Genomic DNA, 21,430 nt, shown 5'->3' on the forward strand with positions numbered 1-21,430 from the left:
TAACTGATAACTGATAACTGTTCACTGTTAACTGATAACTGATAACTGTTCACTGTTAACTGATAACTGTTCACTGTTAACTGATAACTGATAACTGTTAACTGATAACTGATAACTGATAACTGTTCACTGTTAACTGTTAACTGATAACTGATAACTGTTCACTGTTAACTGATAACTGATAACTGATAACTGTTCACTGTTAACTGATAACTGATAACTGTTCACTGTTAACTGATAACTGATAACTGTTCACTGTTAACTGATAACTGTTCACTGTTAACTGATAACTGATAACTGTTCACTGTTAACTGATAACTGATAACTGTTCACTGTTAACTGATAACTGTTCACTGATAAAGAATGGTATGCCACAGAAATCAGCCGCTTTGAGGTTTGTTATTTTATTGGGTTTTGTTAGCCTTTGTGCCGATGCGACTTATGAAGGGGCGCGGAGTATTACGGGGGCTTATTTAGAGGTTTTGGGCGCTAGCGGCACTGTGGTAGGCTTAGTAGCGGGCTTTGGTGAGTTAATTGGCTATGGTTTGCGCTTGGTAATTGGCTATCTTAGTGACCAATCACGCAAATATTGGGGAATCACAACATTAGGCTATATCTTGAATACTGCCGTTGTACCGCTTTTAGCTTTTGCTGGAAGATGGGAAGCAGCCGCAGGGCTGATGATGGCGGAACGCACTGGTAAAGCTATACGTACTCCCCCAAGAGATGCGCTGCTTTCCCACGGTGTTAGTCAAATTGGCAGAGGCTTTGGCTTTGGTTTACATGAAGCAATGGATCAAACCGGTGCAGTTATGGGGCCTTTGGCTGTGGCTGCAATGGTTTATTTCCAAGGGGAATATCGTCATGGCTTTACGATTTTGATTGTACCTGCGGTATTGGGATTGATAGTGTTGTTAGTATTACAATTTATTTATCCTAATCCTAGTGATTTTGAAGAGGAAACTGAGGAGCAAAAGCAACAAGAAGGATTACCCCGAATATTTTGGATTTATTTAGGTGCGGTGGCAATTATTGCGGCGGGATATGCAGATTTCCCTCTCATTGCTTTCCATTTTCAAAAATCAAATATAGCCACGGGACAAACCATTCCTTTATATTATGCTTTGGCTATGGGTGTTGATGCGATCGCCGCTTTAATTTTTGGCTACCTATTTGATAGATTAGGCATTTCTATTTTAATTATTGCTGCATTTCTTTCTTGTCTGTTTGCCCCATTGGTATTTTTAGGAGATAGCCAGCTAGCGCTTTTAGGCATAGCATTTTGGGGTATTGGTATGGGAGCGCAAGAGTCTATTTTAAAAGCGGCGATCGCTGGTATGGTTCCCATGAATAAACGCGCCACTGCTTACGGCATTTTCAGCACTGGTTATGGTTTATCTTGGTTTTTAGGTAGCACTTTCATGGGTGTTTTGTACGACCATTCTCTGATAACATTGATTATTTTCTCTTCTGCAACTCAGCTTTTAGCAATTCCTTTCTTTGCTTGGGTGAAATTAAAAGCTGATGTTTCAACAACAATCACAAATCAAGCCTCTTAAATCAGTTATCAGTTATCAGTTATCAGTTATCAAGCGTATAGTGGGGAATAAAAAAGCGTATATTGACGCTTTTTACTAATGTATTTAACTGATAACTGTTGACTGTTAAAAATGTGTTTTCTATCAACTAAAAAATTAATTGCGATTGCCAAGTGCATAATTATAAACTATCTCATCAAGGCGATCGCATAATTTTTAGGTATTTATTGCTTGTTGATTTCCATTTTTGTAATCTTCTACACTAGGAACAAATGAAGATTGCTGAGAATTAGTTAGCGACTCGCCTCGGAGTCTCTTACGGCGTTGATTTTTGGGAACACCTCCTGCCATACCATACTCTACACTGCTTTTACCATAGACAACGCCCACTCCCATCAGTATATGTTCTGTCATATCTGCTAACTGACGCTCTGTTTCCAGCATTTCTTGATACAACTTATCCAGGTTAGCAAGAGCGCTGTTGTATGCGTTCTCTTTGGTTTGCATTGTATTAATTAGTTTTGAAAAAGCAGGTAGAGTCAGTCCATTACCTACATCTAAATTTGGATTAATTGAGTTCATCCCGGCTGCACGACGCACTGCTTTTTTTAATATTGGAGAACTTCTTTGTCTACGCATATACGCACTTTAGCAAATTGTAGAGTTAATATTATCTACTTTAAAAAAACTCGGTATCAATCAGCCTGAGAAAATTTTGGCAAATATACAAAAACTTTTGCTACAAGCAATAGTATTGATAAATACGCGAATTACTGAAATGAGAAAGCATTTTACCTAAATGAATAAACAAACTGCGGTTTGTTTGCGGAAAACACTGAAATGAGAAAGCATTTTAACTAAATGAATAAACAAACTGCGGTTTGCTTGCGAAAAACACTGAAATGAGAAAGCATTTTAGCTAAATGAGTTAACAAACTGCGGTTTGCTAACTGAATTTATAGAAATGAGAAAGTAATTAAGTATTTTGAGAAAGATACTGCAATATCTACGACAAGCTACGCCTACGCACTGCTGATGATGGGGTGATATAGGCGATCGCACTCTGAGCAACTGTCTCAAATTAGCGATCACTCTTTTGGTGATGGGGTGATGTGGGCAATGTTTGGTAATACGCCACTTTGCATCTACGCACTGTAGGTAGGTAATTATTTTCGCGGTCACCTACTACCGCAAGGAGGCTCACACTGAACCCGATAGGGTCAGCGCCCTTGAGGAATTGCGGGGCAAAAACGAAACGCCTCTTGACTAAATTAAACCGCAGGTTTAACAGGGAGAGAGGCAGTTGAGTTTTTGCCAAATAAGTCTTTGATACAACGCGACTACTTTGATGTATTATATTCATAAGTGATTAGGTCGCGCGTCATGGAACAAGTGCTGACGCTAGTTTGCAAACTCAGTCCCTCTCAAAAACAAGCAGAAGAAATCGAACTGGTACTGAAAGGTTTTGCTGATGCGTGTAACTACGCCAACCAGAAAGTTAAGCCTCAAATAACCAGCAAGACCACTATTCAAAATCTGGTTTATAACGAGATTCGCGCTTTATTTGGATTGAGTGCAAATTTAGCTGTTCGTGCTTGTGCCAGGGTTGGAGCTAATCGCAAAACTGCCAAACTTAAAGACAAGCCAGTTAAAGTATTTAAGCCAACATCGGCTGATTATGATGCCAGAATTTTCTCGTTTAGAGAGAAGGACTGGACTGTTAGCTTGACTTTAATGAACGGTAGGGAACATATCAAAATTGATGCTGGTAATTATCAAAGAGGTAAGTTAAAAGGTAGAAAACCTACATCAGCACAGCTATGTAAACATCGTGATGGCAACTACTACATCCACATCCAAATTAAAGACGAAGCACCAGAACCAATTAAATCTAATAACGTAATTGGTGTTGACTTCGGAAGGCGAGACATTGCTGCAACTAGCAATGGTGATAAGTGGGATGGAAAACAAATTAACGATGTTAGAGATAAATTTTCTAGGGTGAGAAGTTCTCTCCAGAAAAAAGCCACGAAAGGCACAAGGTCTACTCGCCGCAGGGCAACACAGATTTTGCAACGGTTGTCGGGCAAGGAGAGGAGATTTCAGCAATGGCTAAACCACAACATCAGTAAGTCCATTATTCAAGACGCATTAAAAAATAATGCAGCAGTGGCAATTGAAGACTTAACGGGTATTCGTGAAAGAACCAATCAAAAGCCAAGGAGTAAAACAGAACGTAGACGTTCTAACTCTTGGTCTTTTTATCAATTGCGTTCTTTCTTGGAATACAAAGGTGTTCAGTTCGGAGTAGAAGTGATTACCGTACCTCCGGCATATACCAGCCAAACTTGCCACCAATGTCTGCACATTGGACTGCGTTCTGACAAGCGTTTTAAATGTACTAATGAGGCTTGTTCTTGGAGTGGTGACGCTGATTTTAATGGAGCAAAAAATGTTGCTACTATTGGGGCTGTTTTTGTAAACCAGCCTGGAGGCTCGAACTGTTTGTGTTGTGAACTCAGTACAGACAGTTCAGGGCTACTTAAAAGCCTACGCTCACCGCTTGCGGGAGCGTAGGTAGTTTACTTCGTAGTGGTATCTCTAAGCTATAGTTTTCTTCGCTACATAACTGCTGAAGTTCTTTAAAAGCTTGGGCTACAGATGTTTTTGCAGTTTTTTGCCGCCAGTTTAAAAATTCTTTAAAAAGCTCAGGGTCTACAATTGCAGCCACTAGTTCCTCTTGAGTATAAATTAGCTGAGGTTCTTGGCTAGTAGCATTAATTATGGAAGTTAGCTGTGTTTTGGCTTCTTCAAGTGTCCATTTCATTGGAAAAACCTCCAAGTTTTGGAAGTATTGGATATAAAGGCTGTTCTCAAGTTAGCTTATTTTTCCAAGCGATTGCACTTTTGATGATAGCGTTGATGTGGGCGATCGCTCAATTCTTCCAAAGAAAAGCCATCTCCAGCATTATCTTTCCATTCAGCTTTCTCTTTGGCATCTTGAAGTTTAGCCCAGCCTTGGAGAGTTAAAGTTACACCCCGGCTGCGTCGAGTTTTTTGCTGTTTCATGTGTTGTACTATGAACTCGTCAAACTACCTGCCAACTAGCGGTTAGTCTAGTTAGTTTTCGTACACAGCTACATATTCACATAACTTGATTGTAAATTAATATTAGCAATACAAGTAAATTTACATAGTCATGAAGCAGCCAATCATAAAACCTTTACAATCACAGGCTTTCAAACCTGTTGCCTGTTTCCTATATACTTCAGCTATCAAAGCAGATTTCTATACATTTCTTAATCATTATGAGCGTGTTCAAACTCATATACATAAAATAGTCGGCTAAACCTTTTTAATTGATATCCCAATACAGCCAACAAAATACCAGCCGCAAGCGCTAACCAAAATCCTATCGGGGGGAGGCTGAACAGAGATGCACCTACTGCTTGCATAGCCACAGTTCTAGCATCAAGAATTACCGCCACAAATAAACAGACAGTCGCAGCTACATAACTCAAGACAGTCAAACGATTGATATTTTTTAGGGCATTTTGGCAAACTGTGCAATTTTGAGTGTGTGTTGTCCATACATCAAACAATTTTTGTTTATCTTTTTCGGCTTGAGGTATGTCATTGTTATATGCTTCTGCCCAAGGTATACCACCACCAGCTCGATTTTCTAACCAGCGACGTAATGCAATCACCATTTTATCTTGGGGATTTGGTGTATAAACTGCATCTAGCCATTTACCCTTTCTTTTTTGGGTAATAATTGCTTCTTGATAATGCAAAAACACCATATCTTGGTGTAGGAATAACGATGCTAATACATGAACCAACCAAATTGGTAAGGGTAGTCCAAAAAAAGATAATCCTTGGGGTTTCTTTCCTTGGGAATTTTTGACGAAAACTTGGCAACCAATATGACGACACCAGCCTGGACGGGTTGGGGTAGCATACAAAGCTAAAATTAACTGTCTACCGTCCTTGGAAGTGGAGGTAATTTTCATGTAACAAGGTGGCTGAAAATCGTGAATTGCCTGTACTATGTTGCCTTGTGTTGGTTGAATCTCAAAAGCAAACCCATCTTGGGTGGATATGTGGCGTACAGGAATCATATCGTAGTATTTGGAATCTTTGTAGCGATCGCCTACAATCCCGTGATGAGAAACTGGTACATGAGCAGGATCACAGACATTTTCCATAAAATAATCCCACCCATAGGGCAAATCGCGAAAGTTCCAAGGAGACTTTTCCACCCTATCTAAATTATCTTCTAATTCAGTCACAATACGCGGTGTCTGCAACTGGCTTTCTTCCTGAGCTTTTTCTCCCGCTTCCGCCCATACCCACAACAAGCCCTGGCGTTCTTGGGTAGGATAAACCACCGCACAGAATTTTTGATTTTCACAATTTCTAACCGCAGTCTGTTCGTCTTTAGACTGGGGCATATTTACACAGTTTCCTTGAGCGTCAAAACGCCAAGCATGGTAAGCACATAAAAGTGTACCATCAGCTTCAACTCGACCTTCTGAAAGTGGCACTAGTCGATGGGGACAAAAATCTTCAAAACAGCGCCATTGACCAGAACCATCCCGCCACAAAACAATATCCTTGCCTAATAATTGCATGGCATGGGGACGGCTAGCATCAAGGTACTCTACCACTGCTACTGGATACCACTGCTTTGTCCATTGGAAGATTTCAGATGCTGCTGGCAATTCTTCATTTGCTGAATTGTTAAATGAGTTGTTGTTCTGGATATTTCCTAACAGCTTGATATCAGTGGTCATAGTTAAATTTTTGACTATTTTGGTGGCTTGAGTGAAATTAGTACAGTTTTATGTCAAGTGGCTAATTGAGGATATATAGCAGAGAACAGAGAATAGTCTGATGCTGTACTCTGCAAATTTTAAATTAGGGATAGCTTCCAGATAGTCTTCCCTAAGAAATATTCCTCAAAATATCCGCTTAAACTATAGTTAGTTTCATTCAATACTTAAGTAAACCGCCGTAGAAAAACCAAACCTTGTCAATTAAAATGCCATGTTCTAAAACTTTTCTGCTGCTTATATACCTTCAGCAGGATTGGTAAAGAAAACCTTGATAGCACTGATAATCATGATAATTGCAAATATTTTGCTTAATGCTCCAGCAGGTAAATTTGTTCCTACCTTTGCACCCAACCAGCCACCAAAAATAAATCCTAAACAAATGAGTGCAGCTACTTTAATATCAACGTATCCTTGTTTGTAATAAACCCAAGCTGCTAATAAATCTATCGGTAGAACTAATAATGCTAATGTAGTCCCTTGTGCTTGTTGCTGGGAGAATCCTAATAAAAAAATTAGAGAGGGTAAGATAATTATGCCGCCACCAATACCTGTCATCCCGCTAATAATTCCTGCAACTAATCCTAAAATTAGACAAATCCAAATACTAGTCATGCTTATATCCTTAATTTGTTTTCAGTAACATACCACCAGATTCATTAAATCCACTAATACCGTTTCTTGATGTAACTGCCGAGCTATTATTTGTTTAGCGCAATTTTATAAGAAATTGGTATATGTAAAATGACATGAATCAATCAAACTTTGTAGTCAAGACTAAAATCCTGACCACAAACTTAATTGTTACGGCTTTACATTACTTAACACAAATTGATTTATTTTCAACAGGTTATTTAGACTGAGAGATGATTTATAAACAGGATTTACGCATAAAAACGAAAAATCAAGAGTTTAGGCAAGGGTATAGGGGTATAGGAGTGTAAACCTTCAAAACTTACACCCTTACATCTAGTCTTAACAGATAACCTTGGTGTGTAAATCTTGATAAAGTAAAAATAAAATTATTGTAATGGCGTGACCAGACTACTTTTGTGCATTAGCAAACTCTTGTGGGATGGGCATCTTGCCCGTCCAGTGCAGGCAAGATGCCTACACCACAAGAAAATTTTTTGCAACCTTTTAGCCTTGCCACGCCAGTAGGGTGCGTCAGCCCCAATAATTTCGTACAAAGTAAAGGATTTTCCACATCTGACGCACCCTACTATTGTGCTAAATCATACGTGACTAACAAGATCCCCGACTTCTTTGAGAAGTCGGGGATCTGAAGCTCACTGATTTTCATAAATCAAATAGTATTGCTACATCAACCGCCCAAAATATGAAACAGGTTTAGGCGGAGTTGGATTTTCAGATGCCGGAATACCATAAAAGAATAGAAGTAATACAACAATAAATGCAGCAAAAGCTCCTGTGGCTCTAATATGAGTTTTACTAAAAGGTACGTGTGCCTCTAAACCAAGGTTTCCTGTAACTAAATAACCTATAATCCCAGCAAACACGGCTGCTAATAGCCTAACCAATGGCAATAAAAGATTCTGTCCTGAAGTGCTACTTTGTCTGACAAGAAAGATGACTATGAAGACAAATAGCATTAAAACTACTAAAGCCATACCCAGCGCTATACCTCGTTCAGCAGGTGAGTTTTGTGGCGATGGTTTGGGTGGTTCTGGTGGTGGTTCGCTCATAGAATTTTCCGGGGTATGGGGTTTACGTCGTCGTTCTCGCTCTGCTGCTGATTCTATGCCATCTAAAAGTTCTTTGACGCTGATTTTTTGCGAGTTCGGGCCGGGGGGAATGAAGCTAGTTTCCCCTAAATCTTCTAGTTTTCGCAAATATTCATAGTCCACCACTATATTTGGTTGGTTGGGAAGAGGTACTTTCTCTTTTGCATCTAAGCCTTTGATTGTTTGGTGAATAGCATCAAACTGAGAACGAATCATTGCTAATAGTTCTCGTCTTGTAGAAAGGGAACCATCAATGGAGATGAAAATTTTTCGGTCTTCTCTATCACTTTTGATTAACGCACGGTTGCTTTGATATCTCAAAACAATACCACTACGCCACCAAGTCCTTTGATAACTGTGATGGTGCATCCGCACAATAAAGCGAGAGATAATACTGGTGGGCAATACATTGTAATGATATTGGAATGCTAAGACATCTTCCCAATTCCCTGTATCGAGTTCTTCCTTGGGTAGCAAGTCGGGGATGAGAAATCTACCATCCTCCAAGGGAAAACAAAGTTCAAATTTCTGCATCATATCGACGATGAACAATTGCTTATTTTGGGGATAGCGGGGGTCATTAAGAATACGGTTTAGTTCAGCACTATCCATCATGCCTTGACACTTAGTTAGAAGTCGATTATCGTTGAGAATTTTATAGACAGCGTTTGTCACCCATTCTGGATTTAAGACTCCCATCTCTGCTAAACGAGGCTCATCATGAAAATTAAGAATAATACCCAGTTTATGTAGAAGTTCAATTAGGGTAATTTGACTAGTAGTATTAGCAATTTTTTCATCCTGACACAACTTTTCGTACTCACTGTAGGGAATATAATCTTTTTTTAGTTGTTCTAGGTGGGTTTTAACTTGAAACCAGCTTTTGGGCAGTGGATCGTGAATATTTTCTAAATCAGCAATTTGTTGAGTGATGACTGACTGCAATTCGTTCAGTCCTCTCCCATCTTGACAAGAGACAGGGACAATATCTTTAATGTTATGGTATTTTTTACGTAGTCCAGCTTGGTCGAGGTCGAGGGGATGTTGGTCAATCTTATTACCAACAATAATGATAGGGGAATCGCCACCAAAACTTTGAATCATCTGTAGCCAGTATTCCAGTTCATTTTGCCGTTCATCTATCCGGGCATCAATTACTAACAGGTAAAGGCTACGTTTGGTCAGAAAAAACTGATGAGTGGCGTGCATAATTTCCTGTCCGCCAAAGTCCCACATATTGAGACGAATAGACTGGTCATTGACGGAAATCTGCCAGTTTTTAATATTGATACCTTCAGTTTTGCGCTCTTGGGAGTCGTAACTATTTTCAATCAGTCGTTTAACAAGAGAGGTTTTGCCTACACTGCCTTGTCCTACCAGCAATACCTTAGCTTCATTGAGGGGCTGTTTCTCCTCCGCTTGCAGAGAGAAATAGTAGTTGAGAATCTTGGATGGTTCATCTAAGCTATTACGTGAACTTCCTAAAATTTCCGGTGGTATCTGCAAGTTAGCATTACCATCACCGCGCAAATCTAACTTTTTGAGTTTAGTTAGTAGCTGTATTTGCGACGGTAGATTCATCAATTGATTATTTCTGATATCCAGGGTTTCTAAATTGGTAAGTTGACCAATCACTGCTGGCAGCGTTGTCAGTTGATTTTCACTGAGGTAAAGCTGGCGGAGCTTGGAAAGTTCACTAATCACTGCTGGCAGCGTTGTCAGTTGATTTTCACTGAGGTAAAGCTGGCGGAGCTTGGAAAGTTCACTAATCACTGCTGGCAGCGTTGTCAGTTGATTGCCACTGAGGTCAAGCAGGCTGAGGTTGGTAAGTTGACCAATCACTGCTGGCAGCGTTGTCAGTTGATTGCCACCGAGGTCAAGCAGGCTGAGGTTGGTAAGTTGACCAATCTCTGCTGGCAGCGTTGTCAATTGATTGTTTCTGAGGTCAAGCAGGCTGAGGTTGGTAAGTTGACCAATCTCTGCTGGCAGCATTGTCAGTTGATTTTCACTAAGGGAAAGCACGCTGAGGTTGGTAAGTTGACTAATCACTGCTGGCAGCGTTGTCAGTTGATTGTGACTGAGGTAAAGCTGGCGGAGCTTGGAAAGTTGACCAATCTCTGCTGGCAGCGTTGTCAGTTGATTTTCACCTAGGGAAAGCACGCTGAGGTTGGTAAGTTGACTAATCACTGCTGGTAGCATTGTCAGTTGATTGTCTCTGAGGTTAAGTTGGCTGAGGTTGGAAAGTTGTCCAATCTCTGCTGGCAGCTTTGTCAGTTGATTGTCTCTGAGGTTAAGTTGGCTGAGGTTGGAAAGTTGTCCAATCTCTGCTGGCAGCTTTGTCAAGCCTTTGCCAGAAAAGTCTAATATTGTGGCGTTGTCTCTGGCGGCTTGTCTGATGATTTGCAGCAGTTCTTCGTTGGTCATAGGTAGGGTTCCCAGCCAGTTGATGTCTGAGGCACAGATGATGGTGCGTATTTACACCAGCAAGAGATAGAGTTATTGAATAATTTAGCGTATATTAGCGGTGGCGTTAGCGCGATGTTGAATATCTCAATAATTCAAGTTCTACACAGGAAAGTTGCGCTTAAAAACAGATAAGTTTAGTTGGGAAAAATGAGCGATAATCGTGACTTTCCAAACAACCTCTGAGAGGTTGTTTGAAAAGTATTATTGCTGACATCAAAATCTTAAAGACCTAACCCCCCTACCCCCCTTCCCTACAAGGGAATAGCAGGGTGGTTTCATACAAAAAAAGAAAAATTTATCAGTTCTGATTTCTGGTGTTGTAGCAGAGATTTTGCCCTCTCTCCAAACCTCTCACGCCAGGCAAGCTCAAGTCGGGAAACCCGCCCACGCAACTGGCTCCCCCACGGGGGGAAAGGCTTTGAAAAAGACGAGTTTTTTTCTCTGATTGTATGAAACCACCCTGCCTTCCCTACAAGGGAATGGGGGTTTTAAAGCCTCTCCCCGCGTCGGGGAGAGGTTTGGAGAGGGGTCTTAAGTATATTTTGCATCTTTCCAAACAACCTCTAAGGCAACTGGTATACTTTGCACTTTGCCAAAGATCCTCTAAGCCATTGACATTTTTTTTGATTCTGACAAAATAATTGGGTTTAGTATTAACATTGATTAGGGAAAAATACCCCAAAATTTACTGATTCAACGCTATAGTTTTACGTTATTTTCCCATTCTGAAGAGTTATTTTTGTAACCAATGAGTCTATTACCTAATTTGCCAGAATCTACCAATGTTTCGCGCCGCACGTTACTTAAGGTGTTTGGAGTTGGTGCAATTACTGGAGTAACAGGATACTCTAGATTTAGCAAGCCAAAACCAACTGTATTTCAAAAAGATACCTTGGATTTGCCCCGGTTACTGAATCAAGAAAAAAGTGTCGTAGTCATTGGGGGTGGTTTAGCGGGTTTAGCTTGTGCGTATGAATTGAGTCAACGGGGATTTGCTGTTACACTGGTAGAAAAATCACCACAACTAGGGGGAAAAATTGCCAGTTGGCAAATAGAGGCTGTTGGCGAAACTTTCAGGATGGAACATGGCTTTCATGGTTTTTTCCCGCAATACTACAACTTAAAAAGTATAGTGGCAGAATTGGGAATTAAAGAGAATTTCCAATCACTCAACTTTTATTCAGTGGTTTATCGTGGGGACAAGTACAAACCAGAAGTATTTCGTCCTAGCCATTCAGCTTTCCCTTGGAATATTATAGATTTAGCGATCGCTTCTCCCAACCGCTTCCAATGGGGGATTAATTTAACCAAAATCAAGCACTTACAAGTATTTCAAGCCATCACAGGTTTTCAGCGCGAAAAAAACTATCAGCGCTATGACAATATATCTGTTGCTGACTGGGTGAAAACAGAATTTCCTCAAGGTTTATATGACTTGTATTTTCTCCCCTTTGCTAAATCTAGCTTGAATGCACCCGATGTTATGAGTGTGGGAGAACTCATGCAATTCTTCCATTTTTACTTTTTTGGCAACCCAGAAGGGCTAGCTTTTAATGGTACAAAAGATGATATGGGGACAAGTTTAGTCCAACCCATTGCCAAGAATGTGAAAAATAACGGTGGTAAAATTATCACTGATGCTACAGTCAGCGAAATTATCGCTGAAGATGGCAGAATAAAAGGTTTAAAATATTATGTTGGCAGTAACCAAAACAATGTACCTTTTTGGGTAAAACGTAACTCAATTATTACCGACGAAAAAACAGCATATTTTGGTGCAGCCGATGAAGTATTTGCTGTAGAATCTGGTAGTGATACAGCAATTTCTTTAACTTGTACTCATCAAGGATGTACTGTCAAAAAAGCGGCAAATGGTAACTTCCGTTGCCCTTGTCATGGGGCTGAGTTTGCGGCTGATGGTAAAGTGTTAAAAGGCCCAGCCAAGCGCAATTTACAAAAGTTGCAAGTTGTGCAGAAACAAAACGAAGAGTTACAACTGGTAGCTGCAACTAATGATGCGCCTTTACCAGAGACAATTAGTGCAGATTATTATGTATTTGCTACTGATGTGCCTGGGGTGCAACAATTATTTAAGCAAATTAATGGAGATATAGATCCGATAGTGCGATCGCAAGTGGAAAAATTAAGTATTGCTGATCCTTTTGCTGTTTGTCGTTTTTGGTTTGACCAAGATTTTGAGTGGGAACAAAGTAATTTTACTTCCTTATCCGGCTACCGTTTAACCGACAGCATCACTTTATATCATCGCATTCAGCAGCAATTTATCGACTGGTCACAACGCACTGGTGGTAGTGTGGTAGAGTTACACGCTTACTGTTATAAAGAGAAAGAATTTCCCACTCAAGAGGCTTTACTAACTACCTTTGAAACGGAATTATATGATATAGTTCCTAAGTTGAAACAAGCCAAACTACTGCATCGGGAATTGGTAAATCAACATAATTTTTCTGGTTATCCACCAAATAGTTATGGTGAACGTCCCGAAACAAGTACCAATATATCTAACTTGGTGTTTGCTGGTGACTGGGTAAAAATGCCTTTCCCTTGCGGTTTAATGGAAAGGGCTGTTAGTAGTGGTTTATTAGCAGCCAATGAAATTTTACACCGCGAAGCTTTGCAGAGGCGATCGCTTCTTTCAGTGAATCCAGAGGGGTTGTTGCAAATTTAGCAGATTAGGGGACAGGGGACAGGGGACAGGGTACAGTTTAGTAGTGGCGTGGCAAGCCTAAACTTGTGCATTAGCGAAAAATCTATCATCTTGTTCATCTGCGTTCATCTGCGTTCATCTGCGTTCAAATTTATCCAAACCTATTGCCACATTTTAGCCTTGCCAGTCCAGTAGGGTGCGTTATGGCGAAGCGTAACGCCAACGTGAGTTCGATGAACCTCTCCCTCCCAACCTCCCTCTCTCTTGAAAAGTTCTGATCGGAGGAAACCTCCGCTCAGACTTTTCGCTCCTAAAAGGCGTTCGCGTAGCGTCTCCGTCAGGAGAGGGGTTGGGGGTGAGGTCAAAACAACGCTTGTCGAACTCACGTTAACGCACCAATAAATATGGTGCGTTACGGCTAATATTTACTTTCACAAACTCATAAATTCCTTACACAGCCGTAACACACCCTACCTAAATTTTTAGATAGTTCGAGAGAATTGCTTGTCTTGCACATGATGATAAATATCAAAGACAACAGCAATATTTCTAACTAACAATCTACCAATTTCTGTGACTTGAATATGTTTGCTTGCAAGATTAACTAAACCATCAGCTTCAAGTGGTTTTAATGCGTCTAATTCCTGTGCAAAATACTCATCAAAATTGATATGATACTTTTCTTCAATTTCTGGTTTATGCAGATAAAAGTTAGACATGATGCACATAATCACGTCTCGCCTGAGAATATCATCGCTGGTGAGTTTGATACCTTTACTAATAGGTAAATTATTGCTTGCTACTGCTTGGTAATACTCTTTTAACTGCTTATGATTTTGCACATAAGTATCATGCAGCATACTAATAGATGTTGCACCAAAGCCTAAGAGTTCTGTACCTGCGTGGGTGGTGTAGCCTTGGAAGTTACGTTGTAGGGTGCGATTACGTTGAGCGATCGCTAATTCATCGTTAGGTTTGGCAAAATGATCCATGCCAATAAATAGATACTGACTATTAGTCAGTTCTTCAATAGTCATTTTCAAAATTTCTAACTTTTCCTGTGGCTCTGGCAATGCTTCCACAGGAATATTTTTCTGTGCTGGTTTCAACCAAGGGACGTAGGCAAAATTAAAAACTACAATCCTGTCGGGATCTAACGCCACGGTTTTCTTCACAGTTTCCCGAAAAGTTTGTAAGTTTTGATGGGGTAAACCATAAATCAAATCTACATTTACACTGTCAAATTCAGCCGCTTTAATCCAACTCATCACATTAAATAACATCTCTTCTGGTTGGATGCGGTTAACAGCTACCTGCACTTGGGGATTAAAATCTTGAATGCCAAAACTGATGCGATTAAAGCCAATATCGCGTAAAAAGAAAATGTATTCTTGATCAACGTAGCGCGGGTTAATTTCAATGGAAACTTCTGCTTGTGGGTCAATTTGGAAATGACTGGTGATATTCTGCCACAAGAATTGTACTTGCTGAGGTTCTAAATAATTAGGTGTACCACCACCCCAATGAACTTGCAAAACTTTTCTATCAACATTAATCAAGTTAGCTGTATGCTTGATTTCTTTTACCAGATGCTCTAAGTAGGGTTTGGCAATATTCTTGTTGTTAGAAATTACCGTATTACAGCCGCAAAAGTAACAAGAACTTTGACAAAAAGGAATGTGGAAATACAAAGATAGCGGTGATTCACGTTGATTAGAAGCGGCGATCGCACTTTGATAGTCGGCGGCGGTACATCCTTCACTTAACTGTGTAGCGGGTGGGTAACTCGTATATCTAGGTGCAGGAGTATCATATTTTTTGATCATGTCTAGATCAAACTTGACACCAGGGGATACAAAAACCATCAAAACCTCCAAGGTACTGCAACCACACCCCTTAGTGTCGCTACAAGGGACTCAAAATACCTTAGAAATCTGGCTACAAAATTCAACAACGCTTATTTATAGCAGGGGACAGGGAACAGGGTGGAAATTCTGTTTTTACAGAAAATTTTTACCTTATTCACCTGCAATCGGCTGTATTATCTTGTTGAATTTTCGGCAAATGATATTTTGATTTCCGTCATAACTAACTAGTGGTTGGTTATATAGGTGTAGGGAACAAGCAATTTGTTTTTTTGAAGCACCGCAAATTGCCAAGACAAGCCTGATTTTCTAGCTGCTTTTTAGTGTAGATATCAAAGCCAGCGCATGATGTGTTGAGTGAACAAATGCGGGATTGGGGACTGGGGAAAGGGGAAAGGGTAAAGGGGAAAGGGTAAAGGGGAAAGGGTAAAGTTAATAATTTCTCTCTCATCTCCCCCATCTCCCGGTTGGTGAGCGCAGTCGAACCACATCTCCCCCCATTCCCCTAACCCCTAACCTCTCACATTACAGGCGCTTCAGTGCTACCTGGGTTATGGGTGTTAGTCAAGTTATTAAATACTGCTTGACCCAAAGCTTTAATTAAATTGGCTTCTAAGTCTTTAGCCATTTGCATATTGAATTGGAATGCACTAACGGCTTCGGTAACAATTTTATCAGCCGTGGCTTCATCAACTGGTATAGAGTCTAATGCTTGTCGATACTTGTCTTTAAATGCTTTTTTGTCGGGGATTTGCTCGAAGTTATAAAAAGATGTACCCTCATAGCCAGATAGCTTGAGGGTTGACTGAGCAACTTTTTGTAACATCTGACCGCCGGAAAGGTCGCCCATGTAGCGGGTGTAGGTATGACCAATTAATAATGCAGGTGCGGTGGCGGCAAGTTCTCGAATATGCTTGATATAAGTTTGGGCGCTAGGTGAGGGTGAAATCAGGTTGCGCCAGTCATGGCCATAATAAAACATCATGTCCTTTTCTAAGGAGGTTTGGCGATTTAGTTCGGGAAAATAAATTGGTGCGATCGCCGGATTATTTACATGACTTTTGATAGCTGCTTCTAGTTCAGTGTATACAAAATACAAGTTGCTTAAAAATTTGGCGAAACTTTCTCTATCTACCACACCTTTCAAAAAACACTTCATGAATCCCACGTTTTCTGCTGCTGTGTGTGCTTTTTGAGTGCCAGAGCGCAGTTTAATGGCTAGATTGCTACTCATTTTTGCTTCCTTGTTATTCAAGCGCCAGATTTTAGACAGCCACTACCAAGGCCGTCAATTTACGGTCAATACCAGAGTTCTGAGGATTTTTGTTCTGGATGTAGAGAGGAGTTGTATGAATCTATCTAGCAATTACCACTGCTCATATAGATTCAGACTGTTTTTAGCCCCAAAACCATTTAACTATTAATGTCTTTATAACTATACGGCTATTAATAATTTTTTATATTTGTCTTAATTTGACGACACAAAACTATAGGGGAGACGGGCTAAGGGTGTCTATTTTACTTCATGAGAGACTAAAACTGTCCAAATTCCCCTCCAGGGAGGGGTTAGGGGTGGGTTTCAATCCCCCTGTGAGAGACTAAGACTGTCCAAATTCCCCTCCAGGGAGGGGTTAGGGGTGGGTTTTAATCCACTCCTCAATCACCGCCAAAACCCCCTCTACCTCACGGCAAACATCCTCTTCACGAAAGCGCAAAAATCTCACTCCCAAAGCTTCTAAACGCGCTTGTCTTTCCATGTCGCGCTCTTGTGCTTCTTGACTATCATGACAATAGCCGTCAACCTCAATTGCCAACATCAACTCTTTACAATAAAAGTCCACAATAAATTGATCGATAGGACGTTGGCGATCAAAATCATAACCACACATTTGCTTATCTTTAAGATATTTCCAAAGAGTTATTTCCCCTGGGGTCATGTTTTGGCGAAGTTGTTTAGCTTTCTCTTTTAAGAGTGGATTGTAGGGAATAATCTTATTTGGCATGGGTTTTTAAAGGTGCTAATGGGATATTTAACCCACCCCTAACCCCTCCCTGGAGGGGAAAAAGAGAGTTAAATTGTTTCAGGGATGGGATATTTAACCCACCCCTAACTCCTCCCTGGAGGGGAAAAAGAGAGTTAAATTGTTTCAGGGATGGGATATTTAACCCACCCCTAACCCCCTTTCAAGGGCAGGCTTTTTTTATTAGACAAATTTTTGGGCTTTTAAAACCAAAATTATTGTCTGAACAGTTAAAACTACGTTTCATAATTGAGAATATTCTCAACTATTTATCGAAGGTTTAAAAACCTGCCCTTGAAAGCCCCTAACCCCTCCCTGGAGGGGAAAAAGAGAGTGGGATTGTTTTAGGGATGGGATATTTAACCCACCCCTAACCCCTCCCTGGAGGGGAATAAAGGACAGGAATTGTTTTAGGGAAGGGGGGACTAGGACTGTTGGCTAGTGGTTTGTACAGACTGTGAACTGAGGTTTTCTAAAATATCTAAAACTTCTTGTTCAAAAGCGACTTGGGCGCGGTTGGTTTTACCGCCAATATATAAGCGATCGCCTTTTTGTAATGCCCAGATTTGCGAGTGTGAAAAGTAACTCATCACCACACCCAACATCAAAATACCAAAGCCTGTGTAAACAATTGGTATGCCTGGGTCGGCTTTGATTTGTAAACCAGTGCTACCCACCACATCTAAAATTTTCAGGGTAACACCGTTAACTTGAGTAGACATTCCATTACGGACAGTATCAACCAACTTACCCTTAGCATCGTAAATTAATACCATACCTTGTAAGTCTTTAGCTAACAGAGAAACGCCTTCACTCAAATCAGGTTTTGTCGGTATCCAAGTTCCCCAGATACGCCCTTGACCTTTGGTATTTAAAAGCGCCATCGGTAGCTGAAAGATGGGGCTGTTGTTGACGCGGACACGAACAGCAGAAATACCCCAATCAGTTTGGTAAAAAGTTACGCCATGATAACGCAGAGGTTGATTAACAAAAATCTTTTTGTGGTCAACTTCTTTGCCTGCTTTATCCAAAACTGACATATCTGAATAAAATTGGTCAATCCCACCTTTGGGTGTGTAGTCAATCCAAAAACGATTGACCTTTACAGACCAATCTCTGGGGAATTGGGCGGCTGCTAAAGGCCCAGCATCGATAATATTTGTCACCTGGAAAGTATCGCCACTGGGAACCATTTCTTGGGCGACAAATCCAGTCATTGCCCCCCATATTCCCCCCAAAAGGATGGTGACAATACCTATATGCACGATAATCGGGCCGATACGTCCAACTATTCCCTTACGGGCGTAGAGAATATCATCTTTTTCTTGAAAGATTTTATAACGACGGTTTTGTAATAATTGGGTAAGAGAATCTACAGAACCAGTTTCTAGTTCTGCACTTAAAGCGAGTTTTTGAAATTGTCTTGGTTCTTCGTAATATTTCCAGCGTTGGGCGGCTTTTAAGGCTGGTAATTGACGGGTGAAAGTACAAGCAGTGAGGCTAGTTCCAAATAAAACTAGTAATGATAAAAACCACCATGTTCGATAAACATGATCTAAACCAACTACTTGAATTACCTTCCAAGTGAGAAAACCAAATAAGGCTGGGTGTTCTGGGTAGTTTGCTTGATAGAATGCTGGTGATTGTCCTTGCTCAATGACAGTGCCAGTGACACTGAAAAGAGCGATGATTAGTAGAAGTGCGATCGCTAGACGTAAATCTGTCAGTACAGGTAAAAACTCTCGCCGCAAAACTCTTCCCGGTACTGACCACCAAGGGGATGTTGTGGAAGCTGAATTATCTATAGTCATTGCTTAAAAACTGTCAAGGGAATGCGAGAAATGAGAGAAAATACACCAAATCCTACTAATAATGCACCGCTAACTGGATTAATCCAACCAGACCAGCGACGCAATTCTAGTAACTTTTTAATTGAGGCGGTGAAAGTACCTGCCAAAATCAGGGGAGTTACATAGCCGGCTGTATAAGAAATTAACAACACAGCACCTAAAATCAAATCTTGTGTACTCGCCACCCAACCCAGGATACTGGCTAATACTGGTGTGCTACAAGGGGAGGCTACCAAACCGAAAGTTAGACCAATGGCGTAAGAACGCACACCGGAAGGTAAATCTTGAGAAATCCAATCAGTACCACCAAAGGAGGGGAATTGCAGAGGTAATGCTTCTAATAAATTCAACCCCATGAGGATGGCAATAATACTGACAATAATGGGTAAACCGATACCTATTTGACCGTAGACTTTGCCCACCACTGCGGCTATAATACCTAAACCTGCCAGTGTAGTTGCTAAACCTAACGCAAACCATGTTGATTGGGCGGCAGCTTGCCAGCGATTTTTAGCTTCATAACCACCAATATAACCAATGGTAATTGGTAGCATGGAAAGCATACAGGGGGTAAGACTAGTAAGTAACCCTGCGGCAAAAATGATACCAATACTCAGCAAACTCAGGTGAGTTAGTTGGTCAGATACCAGAGTGTTGGCGAATTGTTCGAGTTGATAAATTTGTGTTTGCAGAGTCTCCAGCATAGGCTATCACTGAGCGGGAAATGCTTGTTCTGCTTGAATTTTAGCTTATTTTGGGCTGCAAGTTAGATTCGTAAGGTTTTCATCGATTCTCCGAAAATGCAGATACTTAACCATTACTGACTGAATCTCGTTAGGTGTTATGTCCGTAGAGAGGTTAGCGGCATTATTTTTCTGAGTTGATAAAATTCCTAATCTGTTATATATCTTAATTAAGATAAAATTAAGAAAAAAATAATTTTAGATTAAAACATATTTGAAGTTTTTCCTAGAAAAGCTTTCATCACTATGTATTGGTTTTGACTTATAGACATAAAAGCAAGAGGTAGATTTAGTGGAATTCAAAATTTCTCCAAACCAAATAACTCGACTACTTATATTCATTACCATCGCTATCGGTTTTGCTAGTCTCTCAGGACAGTTTTATGTTTATTTCTTGAATGGAGATAAATTGTCTGGTGTGGTTAGGATGTTTGACTTAAATGAAGAGCAGAATATTCCTACTTTAGTTACAGGTTTGATATTACTATTTTGTTCTCTGTTATTAGAATTTGTTGCCCTAGCAAAACAAAGAGAAAACAACCGTTATTCTGCCTACTGGCATGGGTTAGCAATTACTTTTATTTATTTAAGTTTCGATGAATTGTTAGAGTTACATGAAAAAATAAATAGTATATTAAATAGAATTGTACAATCTACTGGTCAAAGGTTAGATATTTTAAATATTTTATTGGTATTAATTTTTATTTTAGTTTATTTTAAGTTTTTGTTGCATTTACCTAAAAAGATTAAAAGATTCTTTGTTTTAGCCTTTGCTTGTGTTGTTATAGGTGGAGTAGGGATTGAGTTATTGGGTGTATGTTTTTTCCCTAACATATATCATCAGGAATCTTTGATTTCTGAAATAATTACCACTATCGAAGAATGTTTTGAAATTCTGGGCTTGACTATTTTTATACATGGGATACTACTTTATCTTAATTCGTTTGTAACAGACATACATATTAATATCGTGGGGTCAGAAAAGAAGAGATTTCAACAATAAAAAGCTGGAAGATTACCATCAAACTACTCTGAGATATAACTTAAAGAGTAGATTATGAAGTAATAATTATTACTTGTGAAGAGTAGAAAAATTTCTAATTTACTGGTAAGATTTTGGTCTTACTGTTCTTCTTTACCAGCAGATTACTCATGAATAAGCTGCCGAAAATAGACCGTCAGCGAGAACATCAGGCCAATGAGAGGACTTTTTTAGCTTGGTTGCGGACTTCTATTGCTTTGATTGGTTTTGGGTTCGCTATTGCAAGATTTGGGCTATTTCTCCGTCAGCTTGATACAACAATTACACAACGGGAAACTACTGTACATCCTATATTCAACTCGGAGAATTTGGGGATTATTTTGGTACTGTGTGGAATTTTAGCGATCGCTCTAGCTGCATGGCGTTACAATCAGGTATTCTGGCAGATAGAACGGGGTGATTATCAACCGAATCGATTAGCTGTGTGGATAATTACTGGGGTTGTGATGGTTTTGGGAGCTTTAAGTATTCCTATACTCTTAATCCGCAATACAACTGTGCCGCGTCCATCTTCTATAATTAATCAACACAAATCACACAATAATTAAGCTTTGTGTTATTTTACCACAGAGGCACAGAGGCACAGAGAAAAGCTAGAACCTCTACCCCAGAGAAGCTGATCAATGTTCTGGAAGGCTGATTAATTAATAGATTGGT

16 protein-coding genes are annotated in these 21,430 nt (G+C 40.1%); 5 read left to right on the plus strand and 11 right to left on the minus strand.

The window, feature by feature from the left end:
• Positions 1–368 precede the first annotated feature (368 nt).
• Positions 369–1,559, plus strand: a complete 1,191-nt coding sequence (locus H6G83_RS07430) for an MFS transporter (protein ID WP_190469252.1) — start codon at positions 369–371, stop codon at positions 1,557–1,559.
• A 195-nt stretch (positions 1,560–1,754) separates the two neighbouring features.
• Here the strand turns inward: H6G83_RS07430 and H6G83_RS07435 are convergent, their stop codons facing one another.
• Complete coding sequence (locus tag H6G83_RS07435) at positions 1,755–2,177, minus strand: hypothetical protein (protein WP_190469255.1); 423 nt, start codon at positions 2,175–2,177, stop codon at positions 1,755–1,757.
• Positions 2,178–2,921: 744 nt separating this feature from the next.
• On the opposite strand from H6G83_RS07435, the gene H6G83_RS07440 reads away from it, so the two are divergent.
• Complete coding sequence (locus H6G83_RS07440) at positions 2,922–4,115, plus strand: RNA-guided endonuclease InsQ/TnpB family protein (RefSeq protein ID WP_190469258.1); 1,194 nt, start codon at positions 2,922–2,924, stop codon at positions 4,113–4,115.
• On the opposite strand, the gene H6G83_RS07445 is transcribed toward H6G83_RS07440, so the two are convergent.
• From H6G83_RS07445 to H6G83_RS07465, 5 genes are all read right to left on the minus strand, one after another.
• Positions 4,081–4,365 (minus strand): prevent-host-death protein, encoded by a 285-nt coding sequence (locus H6G83_RS07445; RefSeq protein ID WP_190469262.1) that lies wholly within the window; start codon positions 4,363–4,365, stop codon positions 4,081–4,083. The two genes, H6G83_RS07440 and H6G83_RS07445, sit on opposite strands and share 35 nt — an antisense overlap.
• A 56-nt stretch (positions 4,366–4,421) precedes the next feature.
• Positions 4,422–4,607, minus strand: a complete 186-nt coding sequence (locus H6G83_RS07450) for a hypothetical protein (protein ID WP_190469266.1) — start codon at positions 4,605–4,607, stop codon at positions 4,422–4,424.
• A gap of 230 nt (positions 4,608–4,837) precedes the next feature.
• Positions 4,838–6,334, minus strand: coding sequence for an aromatic ring-hydroxylating dioxygenase subunit alpha (locus tag H6G83_RS07455; RefSeq protein ID WP_190469269.1), 1,497 nt, complete (start codon positions 6,332–6,334; stop codon positions 4,838–4,840).
• 276 nt (positions 6,335–6,610) lie between these two features.
• Positions 6,611–6,988, minus strand: a complete 378-nt coding sequence (locus tag H6G83_RS07460; RefSeq protein ID WP_190469271.1) for a sulfite exporter TauE/SafE family protein — start codon at positions 6,986–6,988, stop codon at positions 6,611–6,613.
• A gap of 704 nt (positions 6,989–7,692) precedes the next feature.
• A complete protein-coding gene (locus tag H6G83_RS07465; protein ID WP_190469273.1) occupies positions 7,693–10,542 on the minus strand; it encodes a leucine-rich repeat domain-containing protein in 2,850 nt (949 codons plus the stop codon).
• Between the two features lie 790 nt (positions 10,543–11,332).
• Between H6G83_RS07465 and H6G83_RS07470 the strand changes: the two genes are divergently transcribed.
• Positions 11,333–13,273, plus strand: coding sequence for an FAD-dependent oxidoreductase (locus H6G83_RS07470; protein ID WP_190469276.1), 1,941 nt, complete (start codon positions 11,333–11,335; stop codon positions 13,271–13,273).
• Positions 13,274–13,734: 461 nt separating this feature from the next.
• On the opposite strand, the gene hemN is transcribed toward H6G83_RS07470, so the two are convergent.
• The 5 genes from hemN to H6G83_RS07495 all read right to left on the minus strand — a co-directional run bounded on the left by hemN (position 13,735) and on the right by H6G83_RS07495 (position 19,692).
• Complete coding sequence (hemN, locus tag H6G83_RS07475; RefSeq protein ID WP_190469279.1) at positions 13,735–15,117, minus strand: oxygen-independent coproporphyrinogen III oxidase; 1,383 nt, start codon at positions 15,115–15,117, stop codon at positions 13,735–13,737.
• A gap of 520 nt (positions 15,118–15,637) precedes the next feature.
• Complete coding sequence (locus tag H6G83_RS07480; protein ID WP_190469282.1) at positions 15,638–16,351, minus strand: biliverdin-producing heme oxygenase; 714 nt, start codon at positions 16,349–16,351, stop codon at positions 15,638–15,640.
• Between the two features lie 397 nt (positions 16,352–16,748).
• On the minus strand, positions 16,749–17,120 hold the full coding sequence (locus H6G83_RS07485) for an endonuclease domain-containing protein (RefSeq protein WP_190469284.1): 372 nt from the start codon (positions 17,118–17,120) through the stop codon (positions 16,749–16,751).
• Between the two features lie 443 nt (positions 17,121–17,563).
• Positions 17,564–18,949 carry a cytochrome c biogenesis protein gene (locus H6G83_RS07490; protein ID WP_190469287.1) on the minus strand — a complete coding sequence of 462 codons (1,386 nt, stop codon included), beginning with the start codon at positions 18,947–18,949 and terminating at the stop codon, positions 17,564–17,566.
• Complete coding sequence (locus H6G83_RS07495; RefSeq protein WP_190469292.1) at positions 18,946–19,692, minus strand: cytochrome c biogenesis protein CcdA; 747 nt, start codon at positions 19,690–19,692, stop codon at positions 18,946–18,948. Before H6G83_RS07495 ends, H6G83_RS07490 begins: the two co-directional genes overlap by 4 nt.
• A gap of 331 nt (positions 19,693–20,023) precedes the next feature.
• Between H6G83_RS07495 and H6G83_RS07500 the strand changes: the two genes are divergently transcribed.
• Positions 20,024–20,734, plus strand: a complete 711-nt coding sequence (locus tag H6G83_RS07500) for a hypothetical protein (protein WP_190469294.1) — start codon at positions 20,024–20,026, stop codon at positions 20,732–20,734.
• Positions 20,735–20,883: 149 nt separating this feature from the next.
• A complete protein-coding gene (locus H6G83_RS07505) occupies positions 20,884–21,321 on the plus strand; it encodes a YidH family protein (RefSeq protein ID WP_190469298.1) in 438 nt (145 codons plus the stop codon).
• Positions 21,322–21,430: the final 109 nt, after the last annotated feature.

This window comes from Anabaena azotica FACHB-119 (assembly GCF_014697625.1).
Taxonomy (GTDB): domain Bacteria; phylum Cyanobacteriota; class Cyanobacteriia; order Cyanobacteriales; family Nostocaceae; genus Trichormus; species Trichormus azoticus_A.

Bases quoted from the DNA above. Each gene is read 5' to 3' on its own strand.
- H6G83_RS07505 (WP_190469298.1), top strand. From the start codon at position 20,884: ATGAATAAGCTGCCGAAAATAGACCGTCAGCGAGAACATCAGGCCAAT.
- H6G83_RS07485 (WP_190469284.1), bottom strand. From the start codon at position 17,120: ATGCCAAATAAGATTATTCCCTACAATCCACTCTTAAAAGAGAAAGCT.
- H6G83_RS07460 (WP_190469271.1), bottom strand. From the start codon at position 6,988: ATGACTAGTATTTGGATTTGTCTAATTTTAGGATTAGTTGCAGGAATT.
- H6G83_RS07455 (WP_190469269.1), bottom strand. From the start codon at position 6,334: ATGACCACTGATATCAAGCTGTTAGGAAATATCCAGAACAACAACTCA.
- H6G83_RS07465 (WP_190469273.1), bottom strand. From the start codon at position 10,542: ATGACCAACGAAGAACTGCTGCAAATCATCAGACAAGCCGCCAGAGAC.
- H6G83_RS07480 (WP_190469282.1), bottom strand. From the start codon at position 16,351: ATGAGTAGCAATCTAGCCATTAAACTGCGCTCTGGCACTCAAAAAGCA.
- H6G83_RS07445 (WP_190469262.1), bottom strand. From the start codon at position 4,365: ATGAAATGGACACTTGAAGAAGCCAAAACACAGCTAACTTCCATAATT.
- hemN (WP_190469279.1), bottom strand. From the start codon at position 15,117: ATGGTTTTTGTATCCCCTGGTGTCAAGTTTGATCTAGACATGATCAAA.
- H6G83_RS07450 (WP_190469266.1), bottom strand. From the start codon at position 4,607: ATGAAACAGCAAAAAACTCGACGCAGCCGGGGTGTAACTTTAACTCTC.
- H6G83_RS07490 (WP_190469287.1), bottom strand. From the start codon at position 18,949: ATGACTATAGATAATTCAGCTTCCACAACATCCCCTTGGTGGTCAGTA.
- H6G83_RS07495 (WP_190469292.1), bottom strand. From the start codon at position 19,692: ATGCTGGAGACTCTGCAAACACAAATTTATCAACTCGAACAATTCGCC.
- H6G83_RS07440 (WP_190469258.1), top strand. From the start codon at position 2,922: ATGGAACAAGTGCTGACGCTAGTTTGCAAACTCAGTCCCTCTCAAAAA.
- H6G83_RS07435 (WP_190469255.1), bottom strand. From the start codon at position 2,177: ATGCGTAGACAAAGAAGTTCTCCAATATTAAAAAAAGCAGTGCGTCGT.
- H6G83_RS07470 (WP_190469276.1), top strand. From the start codon at position 11,333: ATGAGTCTATTACCTAATTTGCCAGAATCTACCAATGTTTCGCGCCGC.
- H6G83_RS07430 (WP_190469252.1), top strand. From the start codon at position 369: ATGCCACAGAAATCAGCCGCTTTGAGGTTTGTTATTTTATTGGGTTTT.